This window comes from Methylobacterium sp. Leaf123 (genome assembly GCF_001423405.1).
Taxonomy (GTDB): domain Bacteria; phylum Pseudomonadota; class Alphaproteobacteria; order Rhizobiales; family Beijerinckiaceae; genus Methylobacterium.
In genome coordinates, this window is the sequence record NZ_LMNS01000013.1 from 1 (window position 1) to 16685 (window position 16685).

Annotated in this window: 14 protein-coding genes; 9 read left to right on the forward strand and 5 right to left on the reverse strand. The window is 69.1% G+C overall.

The window, feature by feature from the left end:
* Positions 1 to 227 precede the first annotated feature (227 nt).
* From ASF53_RS12510 to ASF53_RS12515, 3 genes are all read left to right on the forward strand, one after another.
* The gene (locus ASF53_RS12510; protein WP_286134379.1) at positions 228 to 2453 is read left to right on the forward strand and encodes an ATP-binding protein; all 2226 of its coding nucleotides are present in this window, start codon (positions 228 to 230) and stop codon (positions 2451 to 2453) included.
* A 394-nt stretch (positions 2454 to 2847) separates the two neighbouring features.
* Entirely contained in the window at positions 2848 to 3078 is a 231-nt protein-coding gene (locus ASF53_RS24960; RefSeq protein ID WP_082482675.1) for a hypothetical protein, read from the forward strand.
* A 208-nt stretch (positions 3079 to 3286) separates the two neighbouring features.
* Positions 3287 to 4735, forward strand: a complete 1449-nt coding sequence (locus ASF53_RS12515; protein ID WP_056198524.1) for a DUF1254 domain-containing protein — start codon at positions 3287 to 3289, stop codon at positions 4733 to 4735.
* A 134-nt stretch (positions 4736 to 4869) separates the two neighbouring features.
* Here ASF53_RS12515 and ASF53_RS12520 read toward each other — a convergent pair whose 3' ends face one another.
* The gene (locus ASF53_RS12520; RefSeq protein ID WP_056198527.1) at positions 4870 to 5553 is read right to left on the reverse strand and encodes a type 1 glutamine amidotransferase domain-containing protein; all 684 of its coding nucleotides are present in this window, start codon (positions 5551 to 5553) and stop codon (positions 4870 to 4872) included.
* A 295-nt stretch (positions 5554 to 5848) separates the two neighbouring features.
* Between ASF53_RS12520 and ASF53_RS12525 the strand changes: the two genes are divergently transcribed.
* Positions 5849 to 7249 (forward strand): nucleobase:cation symporter-2 family protein, encoded by a 1401-nt coding sequence (locus ASF53_RS12525; protein WP_056198530.1) that lies wholly within the window; start codon positions 5849 to 5851, stop codon positions 7247 to 7249.
* 72 nt (positions 7250 to 7321) lie between these two features.
* Here ASF53_RS12525 and hpxZ read toward each other — a convergent pair whose 3' ends face one another.
* From hpxZ to ASF53_RS12545, 4 genes are all read right to left on the reverse strand, one after another.
* Entirely contained in the window at positions 7322 to 7720 is a 399-nt protein-coding gene (gene hpxZ / locus ASF53_RS12530; protein WP_056198532.1) for an oxalurate catabolism protein HpxZ, read from the reverse strand.
* A complete protein-coding gene (locus tag ASF53_RS12535; protein WP_056198535.1) occupies positions 7720 to 9147 on the reverse strand; it encodes an AtzE family amidohydrolase in 1428 nt (475 codons plus the stop codon). Before ASF53_RS12535 ends, hpxZ begins: the two co-directional genes overlap by 1 nt.
* On the reverse strand, positions 9144 to 9347 hold the full coding sequence (locus ASF53_RS12540; protein WP_056198537.1) for a DUF4089 domain-containing protein: 204 nt from the start codon (positions 9345 to 9347) through the stop codon (positions 9144 to 9146). Before ASF53_RS12540 ends, ASF53_RS12535 begins: the two co-directional genes overlap by 4 nt.
* Before the next feature lie 79 nt (positions 9348 to 9426).
* Positions 9427 to 10107, reverse strand: a complete 681-nt coding sequence (locus ASF53_RS12545; RefSeq protein WP_056198540.1) for a cysteine hydrolase family protein — start codon at positions 10105 to 10107, stop codon at positions 9427 to 9429.
* A gap of 477 nt (positions 10108 to 10584) precedes the next feature.
* Between ASF53_RS12545 and ASF53_RS12550 the strand changes: the two genes are divergently transcribed.
* The 5 genes from ASF53_RS12550 (at position 10585) to ASF53_RS12570 (ending at position 16652) form a co-directional block, all read left to right on the forward strand.
* Complete coding sequence (locus ASF53_RS12550; protein ID WP_056198545.1) at positions 10585 to 11580, forward strand: hypothetical protein; 996 nt, start codon at positions 10585 to 10587, stop codon at positions 11578 to 11580.
* A 26-nt stretch (positions 11581 to 11606) separates the two neighbouring features.
* Positions 11607 to 12968, forward strand: coding sequence for an 8-oxoguanine deaminase (locus ASF53_RS12555; RefSeq protein WP_200943233.1), 1362 nt, complete (start codon positions 11607 to 11609; stop codon positions 12966 to 12968).
* Complete coding sequence (locus ASF53_RS12560) at positions 12968 to 14572, forward strand: ABC transporter ATP-binding protein (RefSeq protein ID WP_056198551.1); 1605 nt, start codon at positions 12968 to 12970, stop codon at positions 14570 to 14572. Before ASF53_RS12555 ends, ASF53_RS12560 begins: the two co-directional genes overlap by 1 nt.
* 65 nt (positions 14573 to 14637) lie before the next feature.
* A complete protein-coding gene (locus ASF53_RS12565; RefSeq protein WP_056198554.1) occupies positions 14638 to 15729 on the forward strand; it encodes an ABC transporter permease in 1092 nt (363 codons plus the stop codon).
* Positions 15726 to 16652 carry an ABC transporter permease gene (locus ASF53_RS12570; RefSeq protein ID WP_056198556.1) on the forward strand — a complete coding sequence of 309 codons (927 nt, stop codon included), beginning with the start codon at positions 15726 to 15728 and terminating at the stop codon, positions 16650 to 16652. The genes ASF53_RS12565 and ASF53_RS12570 overlap by 4 nt, the downstream gene beginning before the upstream one ends.
* Positions 16653 to 16685 lie beyond the last annotated feature (33 nt).

The following is a 16685-nucleotide window of genomic DNA, read 5'->3' on the forward strand; positions in this document are numbered from 1 at the left end:
TCCACATGGCACGTCCAGATCAGGCTTCAGCACCCTTCTGGAATCACCGCCATCCCGGCCACTCAACCCCGGCCAGACATTATCGGACGGGCTCTTAGACCGAGCGCTCGCTTGCCAACCCCCGAATTCTGCCGTCAGGTACCCTGCATCGGTGAAGACTGGGAAAGGGACCGGATCGTCGGCATCCGAGTCGGGACCAGCACGTCAGCAAGTCGAGCCTGCCCCAGATGACCGAGAGCGCCACTCCCGAGTTTCCGCTCTTCCTCGCCGGCGGAGGGCGGATGGGCGCGATGATGCGCTCGCACGATTGGTCCGGCTCGCCGCTCGGGCATCCCGCCTCCTGGCCGCCCTGCCTGCGCTCGACGGTGAGCCTGATGCTCGGGTCGCGCTTCCCGATGTTCGTGGCGTTCGGACGGGAGCTTGGCTTCCTCTACAACGACGCGTACGTCGAAATCCTTGGTGGCAAGCATCCGGCGGCCCTCGGTCGGCGCTTCCACGACATCTGGGCGGAGATCTGGCCCGACATCTCTCCGCTCATCGAGAAGGCGCTCGCCGGCGAGTCGACATGGTCCGAGGACTTGCCTCTGACCATGAATCGGCGGGGCCATGACGAGCCGACTTGGTTCACCTTCTCCTACTCGCCGGTGCGCGATGAGCAGGACAGGGTCGCCGGCATGTTCTGCGCCTGCACCGAGACGACCGGTCGGGTGCAGGCCGAGGCCGCCCTGCGGGCCAACGAGGCCCGTCTCCAGTTCCTCGATCAGCTCGGGAAGGAGACGGCCAAGAGCACCGATGCGGACGAGATCCTCGCGACGACCACCCGCATGGTCGCCGCGTATCTCAGCCTCTCCAACTGCGCCTACGCCGACATGGACGCCGACGAGAACGGGTTCACCATCCGAGGCGACTGGGCCGCCGAAGGGTCACCGAGCATCGTCGGCCACTATAGCCTGAAGGACTTCGGCAGGCGGGCCGTCGACGAACTCAGCGCCGGCCAACCCCTGATCATCAACGACAACCGCGCGGAACTGGCGCCCGAGGAGGCTGCGACCTTCCAGGCCATCGGCATCACGGCCACGATCTGCCTCCCGCTCGTCAAGGACGGTCGCTTGACCGCGCTGATGGCCATCCACGACCGGGTGCCGCGAACTTGGTCGGATCACGACCTCGCGCTGATCACCGAGGTGACGGAGCGTTCCTGGGCGCATATCGAACGGGTCCGGGCCATCGCGAAGCTCGAAGCGCTCAACACGACCCTCGAGGAGCGTGTCGAGGAGCGAACCTCCCAGCTCCTCGAGACGGAGGCGGTGCTGCGGCAGTCGCAGAAGCTGGAGGCGGTGGGCCAGCTCACGGGCGGCGTGGCGCACGACTTCAACAACATGCTCACCATCATCCGCTCGTCGGTGGACTTCCTGCGCCGTCCGGAGCTGCCCGAGGAGCGCAAGTCCCGCTACCTCAACGCCGTGTCGGAGACGGTGGACCGCGCCGCCAAGCTCACCGGCCAACTCCTGGCCTTCGCGCGGCGGCAGACGCTCAAACCCGAGACGCTCGACGTCGGGGCGCGGCTGCATGCCGTGGCCGAGTTGCTCGATACGGTCACGGGCGCCCGCATCAAGGTGATGACCGATCTTCCGGACCAGCCCTGCTTCATCGAGGTGGATCTCAGCCAGTTCGAGACGGCGCTGGTCAATATGGCGGTGAATGCACGCGACGCCATGAACGGTGAAGGCACCCTCACGCTGCGCCTCGAGTGCTGCGTGCCGTTGCCGTCGATACGAGGCCATTCCGGCGCGCCCGGTCCTTTCGCGGCCGTCTCGCTCAGCGATACGGGCGGCGGCATCCCACCCAGCCTGACCAACTGCATCTTCGAGCCGTTCTTTACGACCAAGGACGTCGGCAAAGGCACAGGCCTGGGCCTTTCTCAGGTCTTCGGCTTCACCAAGCAGTCGGGTGGCGACGTGACGGTCGAGAGCGTATTGGGCCAGGGCACCACCTTCACGCTCTACCTGCCGGAGGTGCAGCCGAAAGCGCCCCTAACCGAGTGCGCGTGCGAAACCGCCGAGACCGATTCGAGCGGCGCGGGCCAGCGGGTGCTGGTGGTCGAGGACAACATCGAGGTCGGCCGCTTCGCCACCCAGATCCTGCAGGATCTCGGTTATGTCACGACCTGGGCGGGCAACGCCGAGGAGGCGCTGGACAAGCTCGGCCCGCATGGCAGCGATTTCGACGTCGTGTTCTCGGATGTGGTCATGCCCGGCATGGGCGGCATCGAACTGGCCAAGCTGCTGCGCCGCCGGCTCCCCCGCCTGCCAGTGGTGCTGGCCTCGGGCTACAGCCACGTGCTGGCGCAGGAGGGCAGCCACGGCTTCGAACTGCTGCAGAAACCCTACTCGGCCGACCAAGTCTCGCGCGTGCTTCGCAAGGTCGTCCGACGAAGCCCGGAGCTTTGCTGACGCCGACAGGGCGTGGCTCGGCAAGGCGCAGGCGCGCGCCATTTTCGTCGCATTGTCCGGCGCCCGGCTCTTCGACAGGAGCGGCCCGGACATTCGCAGTTCGACAGCCTGATCGCGAGCGACCATGCCTCGGGCCTCGGTGCATGGATCCGGAGGTCGCGTATTCGAGAACGCTGAGCCGACCTTTTGGAGGAGGTTGAGTCGCTGCTTTTAAGGCTCTGAAGGGGTAGGGCTTATTGAAACATTGCCCCTGCGACGTTTCTATATTTAACTTGGAACGATTCTGTTGCTGCAAATGATAGTGCGATCTTGCGGCAGCGAGCTGTCGTAGCGACTGCTGTGATTTGGTTTCTGATCCTGGTCGTATGAGCCGGCACCGCGTGGAGGGCTCGTCATGAAGTACGTTCTGGTCGCCTTCGGCATGTTCGCAGGCCTGCTCGCCTACCTCCCGATCGAGGCGAATGCGGCCGTCTGCGCTCGCGGCGTCTACCGGGCCGGCTGCATTGGTCCGCGTGGCGCAGTTGGCGTCCGGCGCGGGTACTACGGACCGCGTGCGGTTGGGGTGGTCCGGCGTGGATACTATGGGCCGCGGGTGATGGGTGTTCGGCCCTCCCGCCGCTGGTGAGTCGGCCGGGGGCATCCTGCATTCCCGTGCACTTAGTGCGCACGAGGCGACTTCAGTGGGTCGAGCGGGCCGACAAACGGCCGTGCCTTTGCCAAGTCTCCCTTAAGCTCGCGCCGCGCGAGCGGATGATGACTGGCTCTTTAGCCACCGGCTCATGCGGGTCGTCCTGAAGCGACCCGCATGAGCCGGCCACTCACAGGAGGCAGTCATGGGTGTCACCAGAAGGACCTTCGCCGCGGGCGCCGCCATAATCCCGTGCATCGGCCCAGGCCTGCCCATCGCTCGGGCGCAGAGTACGGCTCAGGACGCGCCGCTCATCGGCCACAACGCGGCGGTGGATCCACTGGAATGGGCGATCGATGCCTACATTTACGGCTACCCGCTCGTCACCATGGAGATGACCCGGCGCGTCCTCACCAATGTGGCCGCGCCCGAAGGCAAGAACGCCCCGATGGGCCAGTTCGCCAACCTGCGAGAATACCCGGACGCGAAGTTCCGAGCGGTGACCGCCCCGAACGCCGACACGCTCTACTCCAGCGCCTTTCTCGACGTTGGGAAGGAGCCCTATCTCCTCAGCATCCCGGACGAGGACGGCCGCTACTTCCTCATGCCGATGTTGAGTGCCTGGACGAACGTATTCGCTGTACCGGGCAAGCGCACGACCGGGACCGGGCCGCAGACCTACTTCATCGTTGGACCCGACTGGAGCGGCGTCGTCCCGTCCGGCGCCAAGCTGATCCAAGCGCCTACCAGCTTTATTTGGATCCTCGGTCGGACCTACTGCACGGGAACGCCCGAGGACTACAAGGCTGTGCATGCGCTGCAGGATCAGTACCGCCTCATTCCCGCCAGCGCTGTAGGCAAGTCGTACACACCACCCTCGGGTCAGGTCGATCCGCGTGTCGACGCGAAGACGGCCGTGCGCGAGCAGGTCAACCGCATGGACGCGGCGAGCTACTTCAACCTTCTGGCCGCTCTGATGAGGGACAACCCGCCAGCGCTCGCGGACGGCGTTCCGGTCGCCAAGATGGCCTCGCTCGGGATCGTATCCGGTCGACCCTTTGATCCGGCAAGCCAGCCTCTCGCCATCCAAGAGGCAATCGAGCGCGCACCGAAGGAGGCCATTCCGCGCATCATGGGGCACCTGAAAGCGACGGGCCAGCATGTGAAGGGCTGGACCTTCACGACGGATGGCGGCGACTATGGCAAGGATTACCTGCAGCGCGCCCTGGTGACGGCCGTTGGGCTCGGCTGCAACCTGCCGCAGGATGCGGTCTACCCGCTGACCACAGTCGATGCGACGGGCCGGCGGCTGAACGGGACCTCGAAATATGTGATGCGCTTCGCCGCCGGCGAGCTGCCGCCCGTGGATGGTTTCTGGTCGTTGACGATGTACGACGCGGACTATTTCTTCGTCGACAACCCAATCAACCGGTACTCGGTCAGCCCACGCGACGACCTCAAGGCCAATCCGGACGGCTCGGTCGATCTCTTCATCCAAACTGAGAGCCCCGGCACGCAGCAGGCGTCGAACTGGCTGCCGGCGCCACAGGGGCCATTCGTGCTGATGCTGCGGACCTATTGGCCGAAGGACGCCATTTTGAATGGATCGTGGTCGCCGCCGCCGGTCACACGGAGCGCAAGCGCCACGCTCTAGAGCGCTTTCCGACGAAATGGACGCCGACCTGATGCAATCAGGTCGGATACGGCTCTAGGGCTGGGGCGAGATCCGCAGCGTGTTCGGCTGGGATGCCGAACACGCCCCTCGATCGGGCACGCAACGCGTCGGCGTCAGCCGGCGGCGAGCTGCTGCAGAAGGCGCTCGGCCGCAGGTCCGGACGAGGCCGGGTTCTGACCGGTGATCAGCAGGCCGTCCGCGACCACGTAAGGCTGCCAGTCGCCGGCCTTGGTGAACGTGCCACCGTTCCGCTTGAGCTCATCCTCGACGAGGAACGGGACGACGGCGGTGAGGCCGACCGCCTCCTCTTCGGTGTTGGTGAAGCCGGTCACGTCCCGGCCCTCGACGAGCGGCCTGCCGTCGGGGGCCTTGGCATGGCGCAGCACGCCGGGGGCGTGGCAGACGAGGGTGACAGGCTTGCCGGCCGCGAGCGTGGTTTCGATGAGACCGACCGAGGCGGGATCCTCCGCAAGGTCCCAGAGCGGCCCATGGCCGCCCGGATAGAAGACGGCATCGAAGCCGTCATGGGTCACGGCATCGAGGCGGATCGTGTCCGCCAGAACCGCGTTGGCCGCGCTGTCGGCCTCGAAGCGGCGGGTCAGGTCGGTCTGGAAGTCCGGTTCGTTGCTCTTTGGGTCGAGCGGCGGCCGGCCGCCCTTGGGCGATGCCAGCACCACCTCCGCACCCGCATCCTTGAACACGTAGTAGGGGGCCGCCAGCTCCTCCAGCCAGAAGCCGGTCTTCCGGCCGGTGTCGCCGAGCTGGTCATGCGAGGTCAGCACCATCAGGATCTTCATCGTCGTTCTCCGTGGGGCAGGGGGAAGGGGTGCCGTGCGATGGCTGACCCGACACGGCGCGTTCGGCCGGAGGACGCGACGGCTGCCATCGAGCCCGGACTTGAAGGGCGGCGTCGTCCTCTCCGGGTAAAGCCCTGCTTCCTCCCTTCAGTTCGCTCGAAAAAGCGGAACGCGTCCGTCGTGACGTCGCGTCCGCGCCCGTGATCGGTCTGAGATTGGCATGTGACCTGCTCCCAAGGCTCCGGGCTCCTCCCCAGGCGGGCGAGGATGACCGGACGTTCGGAGCAGGTCCCTGATGGTGTCGATGGCGTCTTCCCTGCCGAGCTCTGCGGCCAAGAGCGAGCCTCAGGCGGCCCCTGCGCCCGAAGGGCGGATTCCCCGCGTGGCCCTCGGTCTGCTCGGCCTGCAGCACGTGCTCGTGATGTATGCCGGCGCCGTGGCGATCCCGCTCATCATCGGCCGTGCGCTCAAGCTGCCGCCGGAGCAGGTGGCCATGCTGGTGAGCGCCGATCTGTTCGCCTGCGGAATCGTCACGCTGATCCAGAGCTGGGGCCTGCCCGATATCGGCATCCGCATGCCGGTGATGATGGGCGTGACCTTCGCCGCCGTCGGCCCAATGCTCTCCATGGGGATGAACCCGGCGATCGGCCTCACCGGCATCTACGGCGCCGTCATCGCCTCCGGCCTGTTCGGCCTCGTCGCCGCCCCCGTGATCGGGCGCCTTCTGCCGCTGTTCCCCCCGGTCGTAACCGGCACCATCATCCTGGTCATCGGCATCTCGCTGATGCGGGTCGGCGTGAACTGGGCCGCCGGCGGCGTCGGCAACCCGAATTACGGCGCGCCCCTCTATCTCGGCATCGCGGCCTTCGTGCTCTGTGCGATCCTCGCCATCACCCGCTATGGCACGGGCTTCGTCGCCTCGGGCTCGGTGCTGATCGGGATCGCGCTCGGCATGATCCTGGCCGGCTTTGCCGGTCTGGTGGAACTCGACCGTGTGGCCGCGGCGCCCTGGTTCGACATGGTGCGCCCCTTCGCCTTCGGCTGGCCGAGCTTCGATCTGGTCTCGATCGTCACCCTGTGCCTCGTGATGATCGTCGTGATGATCGAGTCGACCGGCATGTTCCTGGCGCTGTCGCAGATCACCGCCGATCCGGTCGACGAGCGGCGGCTGACCCGCGGCCTGCGCGCGGACGGGCTCGGCACCGTCATCGGCGGCGTGTTCAACACCTTCCCCTACACCTCGTTCTCGCAGAATATCGGGCTCGTGGGCGTCACCGGCGTGCGCTCGCGCTGGGTGACGGTGGCGGCGGGCTTCATCATGCTCGGCCTCGGACTGGTCCCGAAGCTTGCGGCCCTGGTCGAGGCCGTGCCGCAATGCGTGCTCGGCGGGGCCGGCCTCGTGATGTTCGGCATGGTCGGCGCCACCGGAACGCGCATCCTCGGCGGCGTCGATTTCGCGCGCAACCGCAACAACCTGTTCGTCGTCGCGGTCTCGGTCGGCTTCGGCATGATCCCGCTCGTCGCACCGAACTTCTTCAAGCAGATGCCGCATGCGCTGCACCCGCTGCTGGAATCGGGCATCCTGCTCGCCGCGCTCTCGGCGGTGGGGCTGAACCTGTTCTTCAACGGCTTCGGCGACCGGGCGGAATCCCGTGAAGCGGCGATCCGTCAGGCCGCGACCGCCGAAATCCACTGACTGTCACGGCGGGCGCTTCCCCCGGTTCCGGGCCGCGGACGGATTCGGATCAGGCGGCGTATCGCGCGGCGTTCACGTCCGATCGGGAGCGTCGTCGTCGATGACGCTGACATGGGCCGCCACCACCTTCCAACCGTCGGGAAAGCGCAGCCAGGTCTGGCTCTGGCGTCCGACCCGACCGGGGGCCGCCTCACGACGGAACAGCGTCATCGCCACGGCGCAGTCGCGGCCGAAGGTGGTGATGACGGTGTGCGCAAGGTCGCGGGCGAGGCCCTGCGAGGGCCGTGCCCGGCGGAAGGCGCGGATCGCATCCATGCCGTAGAGGTTCTCGGCGGCGCCGTAGCGGATCGTGCGGGGGTCGTCGTAGAACAGCCGTTCGAGCGTGGCGACGTCGTTGCTCACGAGCGCCGCCTCGTAGGTCGCGAAGACCCGCTCGACCTCGGTCTTCACCGCGGGATCGTCGATGATCATCACGCGCCCTCCAACGGAGCATCGATCAGGGCGGCGACCGGGGCGCGGACCACGCCCTCGCGCTCCAAGTGATGAGCCACGCGCAGGCAGAGCGCCTCGTTCCAGGGCGCGGCGATCACCTGCACGCCCAGCGGCAGACCACCATCGAGCCAGACCGGCACCGCGACCACGGGCAGGCCGATGAAGGAGATCGGCTGGGTGAACACGCCGATATTGGGCCGCACCGGCAGTTCGATACCGTCCAGAACGAAGGTCGTCTGGCCGGAGCGCGGCGCCCGGCACGGCGTACTCGGCGCGAGGATCACATCGACGTCGCGGAACAGCTCCAGCACGGCGTCGCGGTACCAGCGGCGGAACCGCTGCGCCCGCTCGACGAAGGGGGCGGGCAGCATCGCTCCGGCGATGAGCCGGTCGCGCACCGCCGGATCGAACGCGTCGGCGCGGCTGCGCAGCCGGTCGAGATGCAGTGCCGCCCCCTCGGCCGCGGTGATCAGGTAGGCCGCTGCCCGCGCGCGGGCCGCCTCGGGGATCGCGACGCTGCGGCTTGCGCCCAGGTCGCGGGCGACGTGCGCGACGGCGGCGAAGACCTCCGGGTCGCCCCCGCGCGCGAAATAGTCGCCGGTCACCGCGATGCGGAGATCCGCGATGCCGCGGTCGAGATCTGGCAGCGCCGGCTCGGGCGGGCGGGCGGTGGCGGCGGGATCCTCGGGATCGGGCCCCTGCATCGCGTCGTAAGCCAGGGCGAGATCGCGGCTTGATCGCGCCATCGGGCCGAGATGGTCGAGGCTGCCGACGAAGGGGAAGCTCCCGGCCCGGCTGAGCCGCCCATAGGTGGGTTTGAGCCCGAAGCAGCCGCAGAAGGCGCAAGGCACGCGGATCGAGCCGTTGGTATCCGAGGCCAGCGCGACCGGCACCAGACCGGCGGCCACCGCCGCGCCCGATCCGCCGGACGAGCCGCCCGACATATGGCCGAGGGCGTGCGGGTTGCGGGTGTTGCCGTCGTGAATGTTCTCGCCGGTGAAGTCGTAGGCGTATTCGCCCATGCCGAGCGTCCCGACCAGGACGGCGCCCGCCGCCTCCAGTCGCCGGACCAGGGCGGCGTCGCGGGTGGCCGGCGCCCGCTCGCGGTTGATCCGCGAGCCCGCCCGCGTCGGAAGCCCGGCGACGTCGAACAGATTCTTGACCGCGAAGGGCACCCCGACCAGGGGGCCGAGCCGGTCGCCGCGGGCCCGCGCGGCGTCGAGGGAGGCGGCGCGGGCGAGGGCGCGCTCGCCGAGGCGGTCGGTGAAGCTGTTCACCGCCGGATCGATGCGGGCGATGCGATCGAGCGCGGCGGCGACCACCTCGCGGGCACCGACCGTCCCCTCCGAGACGGCCCCGGCGATGTCGGAGGCCGGCGCGAGGCTCCAATCCGTCGTCGCGCTCACGCGGTGTAGACCGGGGCTGCCTCGGCCGTGTCGGGCAGCGGGAACAGGCCGACGAGCGCCGCCGCCGCGTGCAGCACCCGCAGATTGGCCGCGACCGCTCCGGTCCAGGCCGGATCGATGGTCAGGCCGAGCAGGGGCGCTGCCGCCGCGGCGTAGGCGTCGAGATCGGGCATCGGCGTGTCCGCGGCGTGATCGGGCATCGGTTCCCCCCAAGGATCGGGCGTTGGATCGGGCGTTCGCTGCTGGTGCAATGGCTGCGCCACGGCCGTCCGACGGCCCTCACGCCTGACCGAGGGCGGTGATGACCGCGGCGGATTGCGCGACCCAGCCGAAGATGCCGCCCTGGGCCTTGATCATGGCAAGGCCGGCCTCGTGGAAGGCCGGGATATACGAGCCGCAGGCATCGGCGACGACGACGCAGCGATAGCCGCGGTCGTTGGCCTCGCGCACGGTGGTGTGGACGCAGACCTCCGTCGTCACGCCGCAGACGATCAAGGTCTCGATGCCGCGCGCTTCCAGCAACGCCGCGAGCCCGGTGGCGTAGAAGGCGCCTTTGCCCGGCTTGTCGATCACCGGCTCGCCAGCGAGGGGGGCCAGTTCGGGGACGATGTCGTGGCCGGGCTCGCCGCGGATCAGAATGCGACCCATCGGGCCCGGCTCGCCGATGCGCGCCGTCGGCGCGCCGCGCTCCAGCTTGGCCGGCGGGGCATCCGAGAGGTCGGGCGCGTGTCCCTCGCGGGTGTGGACGACAAGGAGGCCGGCTCCGCGCGCGGCGGCCAGCAGCGCGCGGGCGGGCGGCACCGCGGCGGCGAGCGATGAGACGTCGTTGCCCAGGCTCTCGCCGAAGCCGCCGGGTTCGAGGAAGTCGCGCTGCATGTCGATGACGAGGAGGGCCGTGCTGCCCGGATCGAAGGGCAGGGGTGCGGGTTCGGCGTCGAGAAGGGGCCGCGGGACGGACATGGGCTACCTCCGGGCGATCTCGCGGGGGCCAGGGGCCCTGAGATCGTCCGGGCCGACGCGATGATGGCGGCGCGGCGTCGAAAAATCGTGCCCGATCATGGTCTTCGATGCACGAAGTGTCGCCAGGCTGGCGCCGGCCTATGCAGCCGGCGGCGGCACGCGTCCGTGCTCGCAAACCTCCTTCGCTTCGGTGCCTTGCCGGCAGCATGGCCATGAAAGGCGCAGCGTGACCAAGCACCGGGCGATCGGGCAAAGTTTCCGCGGGTCACGCCGTCGCGATGAAGGTCGTTCTCCAAATTCAACTGACCTTGAAGGAGGGCCGATCCGGTCAGACACTGGCGGTCGAGCCCGGCCGCTTCGGAAAAGTGTTGCGGATATGTGACTTGTGCTGCTGCGTGGGCACCGAGGGCTCGGGCCTGTCCTGTTTGGCACCCCCGTTGCTGCCGTCCGACCACAAAGAAGGTCGGAGAACGAAGAATGTCGGTTCGGGGGCTCGCGGCGGTTGCGCTGTCGCTATTCACGCTTGGTACAGCGGCCGCGGCGGATCTCGGGGAGAAGCGGGCCCCCGAGGCGGTCCCGGCGAAGGAAGTGCCGTTCTTCCTCTTCGCGGACACGCAGGTCAGCTACCGCTGGCAATTCCCGACCGTCACCCCCGGCATCCAGATCCAGCGGGCGGATGGCAGCTTCCGCTCGCGCGAGGCTCCCAAGCACATCCTCAACATCTCGCACGCCGATGCCTGGGCCTACGGCACCAACTTCTTCACCCTCGACATCCTGAAGTCCGGGTCGCAATTCCCGGCCGGCACGACCAACACCCCCGGCGGCATCCCGACTTTCGCCGATTACGGCAACACCGAAGCCTACGGCCTGTACCGCGGCACGCTCAGCCTGAACGCCCTGACCGGCACCAAGGCCTTCATGGTCCCAGGCATCGTCAAGGAGGTCTCGCTCTCCTTCGGCTTCGACGCCAACTCGCAGAACGACGCCTTCGGCTCGAAGAAGCGCGATGTCGTCGGCGGCCTGAACTTCGCCTTCGACGTGCCGGCCGGCTTTCTGAACCTGTCGGTCCACGCCTACAAGGAATGGAACCGCAACGGCTTCAACACGCAGCCCGACCGCGACCAGAGCTTCAACACGGTCCCCGAATTCGAGATCGTCTATAACCTGCCTCTGACCTTTACCGGTCTGCCGCTGACCCTGGCCGGCTTCAACAACATCGTTTTGCCCAAGGGCCGCGGCATCAGCAACAACCCCGCCGCCTTCGCGTTCAACCCGCCGCGCGGGCTGGAATTTCTGTCGCGCACCAACCTCGTGCTCGATCTCGGCAAGCTCGTTTACGATCAGCCCAACAAGGTCGATGTCTTTATTGGCTTCCAGTACTGGCTGAACAAGTTCGGCAACCAAGAGACCGCGACTTTCAAAGGCACCGAGGAGAAGAGCTTCCTCGCCGGCGTGGCCTTCCACATCTTCTGATCCCCGACAGGAAGCGAAGCCGGATAATGGAATCGAGTGCCCGCCCCCGCCGTCTCTGGCTTCGCGACCCGTTGGCGATCCTCGCGGAGGGGGCCGGCGGCGGGCTCGTGGTGGAGGGCACCCGCATCGCCGAAGTGGTGGCCGCGGGCGCCCAGCCCGCGAGCCCGGTCGACGCGATCGTCGACGCCTCCCGCCACGTCGTCATCCCCGGCCTCGTCAACACGCATCACCACTTCTTCCAGACGCTCACCCGCGCCCATCCGGTCGCGATCAACAAGCCGCTCTTCCCATGGCTGAAGGCGCTCTCGACGATCTGGCCGAGGCTGACGCCGGACGCCTTCCGGCTGGCGACGCGGCTCGCCTATACCGAGCTGCTGCTCACGGGCTGCACCACGGCGGGCGACCACCACTATCTGTTCCCGAGAGGGCTTGAGGCGGCCGTCGATATCCAGGTCGAGGAGGCGCGCCGCCTCGGCATCCGTGCCTTCGTCACCCGCGGCTCGATGAGCCTGTCGGAGAAGGATGGCGGCCTGCCGCCCGAGTCGCTGGTGCAGGACGACGACACGATCCTCGCCGACAGCGAGCGGGTGCTCGGCCTGTTCCACGATCCCGCGCCCGGCGCGATGGTGCAGATCGGGCTCGCGCCGTGCTCGCCGTTCAACGTCACCAAGCGGCTGATGCGCGAGAGCGCCGCGCTGGCCGAGCGCCACGATTGCCGCCTGCACACCCATCTCGGCGAGACGCTCGACGAGACCGCTTTTTGCCTGGAGGCGTTCGGGCAGCGCCCGGTCGATTACCTCGAAGAGGTCGGCTGGATGACCTCACGGGCCTGGCTCGCCCACGGCATCCACTTCAACGACGACGAGGTCCGGCGCCTCGGCGCGGCCGGCGTCGGCGTCTGCCACTGCCCGACCTCGAACATGGTGCTGGCCTCGGGTCAGTGCCGGACCTGCGAGTTGGAGGCGGCGGGCTCGCCCGTCGGCCTCGGCGTCGATGGCTCGGCCTCCAACGACAGCTCGAACCTAATCGAGGGCGTGCGCCACGCTCTGATGATCAACCGCCTGACCTACGGCGCGGAAGCCGTGACCCATCTCGATGCCCTGCGCTGGGCCACGGAAGGCTCTGCCGCCTGCCTCGGGCGCACCGACATCGGCCGGATCGAGCCCGGCCGCGAGGCGGATCTGGCGCTATTCACCCTCGACGAACTGCGCTTCTCCGGTGCCCACGATCCGCTCGCCGCGCTCGTCCTGTGCGGCGCCCACCGCGCCGACCGGGTGATGGTGGCCGGGCGCTGGCGGGTGGTCGACGGGCAGCCGCTCGGCATCGAGACCGGGCGCCTGCGCGAGGCGCACACCCGGCTGGCCCACACCCTGTTCGGGACGGCGTGATGGCGGCCGCATCCGCTGTGCCGGGGCTGCGGGAGGGCCGGACCCCGCTCTTCGGAGCCTACGGCATCGTCAAGCGCTTCGGCGCCTTCACCGCGAATGACGGCATCGATCTAGAGATCCGCGCCGGGGAGATCCACGCCCTGCTCGGCGAGAACGGCGCCGGCAAATCGACCCTGATGAAGATCCTCTACGGCCTCTTGGAGCCGACGGAGGGCGTCGTCACGCATCAGGGCGACATCGTGCTGCTGTCCAACCCGGAAGCCGCGCGGGCGCTCGGCATCGGCATGGTCTTCCAGCATTTCTCGCTGTGCGAGAACCTGACGGTCGCCGACAACATCGCCCTCGTCATGCCCGCCGCGCTGACGGGCCGGGCGCTGGCGGAGCGGATCGCCCGGCTGGGCAAGGATTACGGCCTGCATCTCGATCCCGCGCGGCCGGTCTGGTCGCTCTCGGCCGGCGAGCGCCAGCGGATCGAGATCGTGCGCTGCCTGCTCCAGAACCCGAAGCTCGTGATCCTCGACGAGCCGACCTCGGTGCTGACGCCGGGCGAGGCGGAGGCGCTGTTTTCGGTGCTGGAGCGCCTGCGCGACGAGGGCCGCGCCCTGCTCTACATCTCCCACCGGCTCGACGAGGTGCGCCGCCTCTGCACCCGCGCCACGATCCTGCGGGGCGGGCGGGTCGTCGGCGCCTGCAATCCGGCAACGGAGACCGCGCGCTCGCTCGCTGCGATGATGGTCGGCACCCAGGTGAGCGAGGTGCGCCCCAAGGCGGCCCGGACCGGTCGCGCGGAGCGCCTCGTGCTCGACCGCCTGTCATTGCCCGCGCCCGGCCTGCACGGGACGCCGCTGCGGGACATCGCGTTCTCCGTCGCGGGCGGCGAGATCCTCGGGATCGCCGGGATCGCCGGCAACGGACAGGCGGAGCTGTTCGACGCCCTCTCGGGCGAGAGCCGCGCCCCGACGGCCGAAGCCGTGCGCCTCGACGGCCGGGCTGTGGGCCATCTCGGCATCAATGCCCGGCGCCGGCTCGGGGCGGCCTTCGTGCCCGAGGAGCGCAATGGCCACGCCGCTGTCCCGTCGATGAGCCTGTCGGAGAACGCGCTGCTCTCCCGCCACGCCACCGCGCCGCTCACTGGGCTCGGCCTGCTGCGGCTCTCCGCGGCGCGGGCGCTCGCCCGGCGGGTGATCGACGCCTTCGACGTGCGCGGGGCGGGCCCGGATCCGGCGGCCGGCACGCTCTCAGGCGGCAACTTGCAGAAATTCGTGGTCGGCCGCGAGATTCTCGCCGAGCCGGGCATCCTCGTCATCAACCAGCCGACCTGGGGCGTCGATGCGGCCGCCGCCGCCCATATTCGGCAGGCCGTGCTCGACCTTGCCGGCCGCGGCGCCGCTCTGGTCGTCATCAGCCAGGATCTCGACGAACTGTTCGAGATCGCGGATTCCATCACCGTCTTGCATGCCGGCGCGCTCTCGCCGCCGGTCCCGGCCGGTGCGACCAGCCGCGCGGCTCTGGGGCTGCTGATGGGCGGAGCCGGCGAGCCGGAGGCGCAGCTCGGCGAACCTCCGGCGGCGCCTGCGATCAGAACCGTCGCGCCGGCGCATTGAGCCTCGGCCGAACCCGATCCTCTCCCTGCATGTGGGACGCGAGCCAGGAATGAACGGGATGCGCGATGCGCCTTGATCTCCTCCCCCGCGCGCGCCGGTCGCCCTGGCTCGACCTGCTCGCGCCCGCTCTCGCTTTGCTCGCCGCGATCCTGATCGGTGGGATCGCGGTGGCGATCCTCGGCGTCGCGCCGGAACAGGCCTTCCTCACCTACTTCGTCGCCCCCTTGAGCGAGGTCTGGTCGCTTCAGGAGGTCGCGCTGAAGGCGGCACCGCTCGCCCTGATCGCGACCGGTCTCGCCTTCTGCTACCGCGCCAACCTGTGGAACATCGGGGCGGAGGGCCAGTACGTGGCTGGGGGGCTCGCGGGCGGCTGGGTCGCCGTCGCCGCGCACGGCTCGCAGGGGCTCACGGTCTGGATCCTGCCCGCGATGCTGCTCGCCGGCACACTCGCTGGCATCGCCTACGCGATGATCCCGGCCCTGCTGCGGGTCCGGCTCGGCGTGTCGGAGATTCTCACCAGCCTGATGCTCGTCTACGTCGCGCAATTGCTGCTCGATTACATGGTGCGCGGGCCCTTGCGCGATCCGCAGGGCTACAACTTCCCGCAGAGCGTCAGCTTCGACGATGCCGCCCGGCTGCCCCTGCTGATGGAGGGCGAGTCGCTCCATGCGGGCGTGCTGATCAGCCTTCTGGGCGTCGGGCTCGCGGCCCTCGTCCTGGCGCGGACCCTGTTCGGCTTCGAGGTGCGCACCGTCGGCGCGAGCCCGCGGGCGGCGCGCTTCGCCGGCTTCTCGGATGCGCGCCTGACGCTCTCGGTCTTCGCGATCTCTGGCGGCGCGGCGGGCCTCGCCGGCATCTGCGAGGTGGCCGGGCGGATCGGCCAGCTCCAGCCCGAAATCTCGCCGGGCTACGGCTTCACCGCAATCATCGTCGCCTTTCTCGGACGCCTCAGCCCGCCGGGCATTCTGGTTGCGGCGCTCGTCATCGCACTGACGACGATCGGGGGGGAGGGGGCTCAGATCGACCTGAAGCTGCCGCTCGACCTGACCCGCGCCTTCCAAGGGCTGCTGCTCGGCCTCGTGCTCGGGGCCGACGTGCTCACGCGCTACCACGTTCGGATCGTGCCCGGCGGAGCGCGCATACGGGTGACACCATGAGCCTCGACATCGTCCAGATGGTGCTCGTCACGGTGCTGACGGCGGCGACCCCCTTGATCCTGGCGGCCATCGGCGAACTCGTCGTCGAACGCTCCGGCGTGCTCAATCTCGGCGTCGAGGGCATGATGGTGCTGGGTGCGGCCGCCGGCTTCGCCGTCGCCAGCCAGACCGGATCGACCCTACTCGGTGCCCTCGGCGGGGCCGGTGCCGGGCTCCTGCTCGCGGCCCTGTTCGGCGTGCTCACCGTGGGGCTGGCGGCGAACCAAGTCGCCTCGGGACTGGCGCTGACCATCCTCGGATTGGGGCTCTCCGGCCTCGTCGGCGCCGGCTATGTCGGGATGAAGCGCGATCCCGCGCCCCCTCTCCACCTGCCCGGCCTCAGCGACCTTCCCGGCATCGGCCAGCTCTTCTTCGGACACGACGCCTTCGTCTACGCGACCCTCCTCCTCGTCGCGGGGGTGTGGTGGTTCCTGTGGCGCACCCGCGCCGGGTTGACCCTGCGTGCCATCGGCGACGACCACACCGCGACCCACGCCCTCGGGCTCAAGGTGCGCAAGGTCCGCTTCCTCGCCGTGCTGTTCGGCGGCGCCTGCGCCGGGCTTGCGGGCGCCTACCTGTCGCTGGCCTACACGCCGTTCTGGGCGCCCGCGATGACGGCCGGGCGGGGCTGGATCGCACTGGCGCTCGTGGTCTTCGCCTCCTGGCAGCCGCTGCGGGTGGCCGCGGGGGCGCTGCTCTTCGGCGGGGCTACGGTGCTTCAGCTTCACGCCCAGGCCGCGGGCCTCGGCCTGCCCGGCCAGTTGCTCTCGGCGGCCCCCTACCTCGCCACCATCCTGGCCCTGGTCCTGCTGTCGCTCGGCCGGCGCCGGGGCGGCTCGCTGGCGCCGGCGGCGCTCGGCCGCGTCTTCGCCCCGAGTCGATGAGGGGCATCGTCCCGCGGGATGGATGGCGCGAAA

Coding starts and splice junctions, on each gene's coding strand:
- ASF53_RS12510 (WP_286134379.1), top strand. CDS start 228: ATGACCGAGAGCGCCACTCCCGAGTTTCCGCTCTTCCTCGCCGGCGGA.
- ASF53_RS24960 (WP_082482675.1), top strand. CDS start 2,848: ATGAAGTACGTTCTGGTCGCCTTCGGCATGTTCGCAGGCCTGCTCGCC.
- ASF53_RS12515 (WP_056198524.1), top strand. CDS start 3,287: ATGGGTGTCACCAGAAGGACCTTCGCCGCGGGCGCCGCCATAATCCCG.
- ASF53_RS12520 (WP_056198527.1), bottom strand. CDS start 5,553: ATGAAGATCCTGATGGTGCTGACCTCGCATGACCAGCTCGGCGACACC.
- ASF53_RS12525 (WP_056198530.1), top strand. CDS start 5,849: ATGGTGTCGATGGCGTCTTCCCTGCCGAGCTCTGCGGCCAAGAGCGAG.
- hpxZ (WP_056198532.1), bottom strand. CDS start 7,720: ATGATCATCGACGATCCCGCGGTGAAGACCGAGGTCGAGCGGGTCTTC.
- ASF53_RS12540 (WP_056198537.1), bottom strand. CDS start 9,347: ATGCCCGATCACGCCGCGGACACGCCGATGCCCGATCTCGACGCCTAC.
- ASF53_RS12545 (WP_056198540.1), bottom strand. CDS start 10,107: ATGTCCGTCCCGCGGCCCCTTCTCGACGCCGAACCCGCACCCCTGCCC.
- ASF53_RS12550 (WP_056198545.1), top strand. CDS start 10,585: ATGTCGGTTCGGGGGCTCGCGGCGGTTGCGCTGTCGCTATTCACGCTT.
- ASF53_RS12555 (WP_200943233.1), top strand. CDS start 11,607: ATGGAATCGAGTGCCCGCCCCCGCCGTCTCTGGCTTCGCGACCCGTTG.
- ASF53_RS12560 (WP_056198551.1), top strand. CDS start 12,968: ATGGCGGCCGCATCCGCTGTGCCGGGGCTGCGGGAGGGCCGGACCCCG.
- ASF53_RS12565 (WP_056198554.1), top strand. CDS start 14,638: ATGCGCCTTGATCTCCTCCCCCGCGCGCGCCGGTCGCCCTGGCTCGAC.
- ASF53_RS12570 (WP_056198556.1), top strand. CDS start 15,726: ATGAGCCTCGACATCGTCCAGATGGTGCTCGTCACGGTGCTGACGGCG.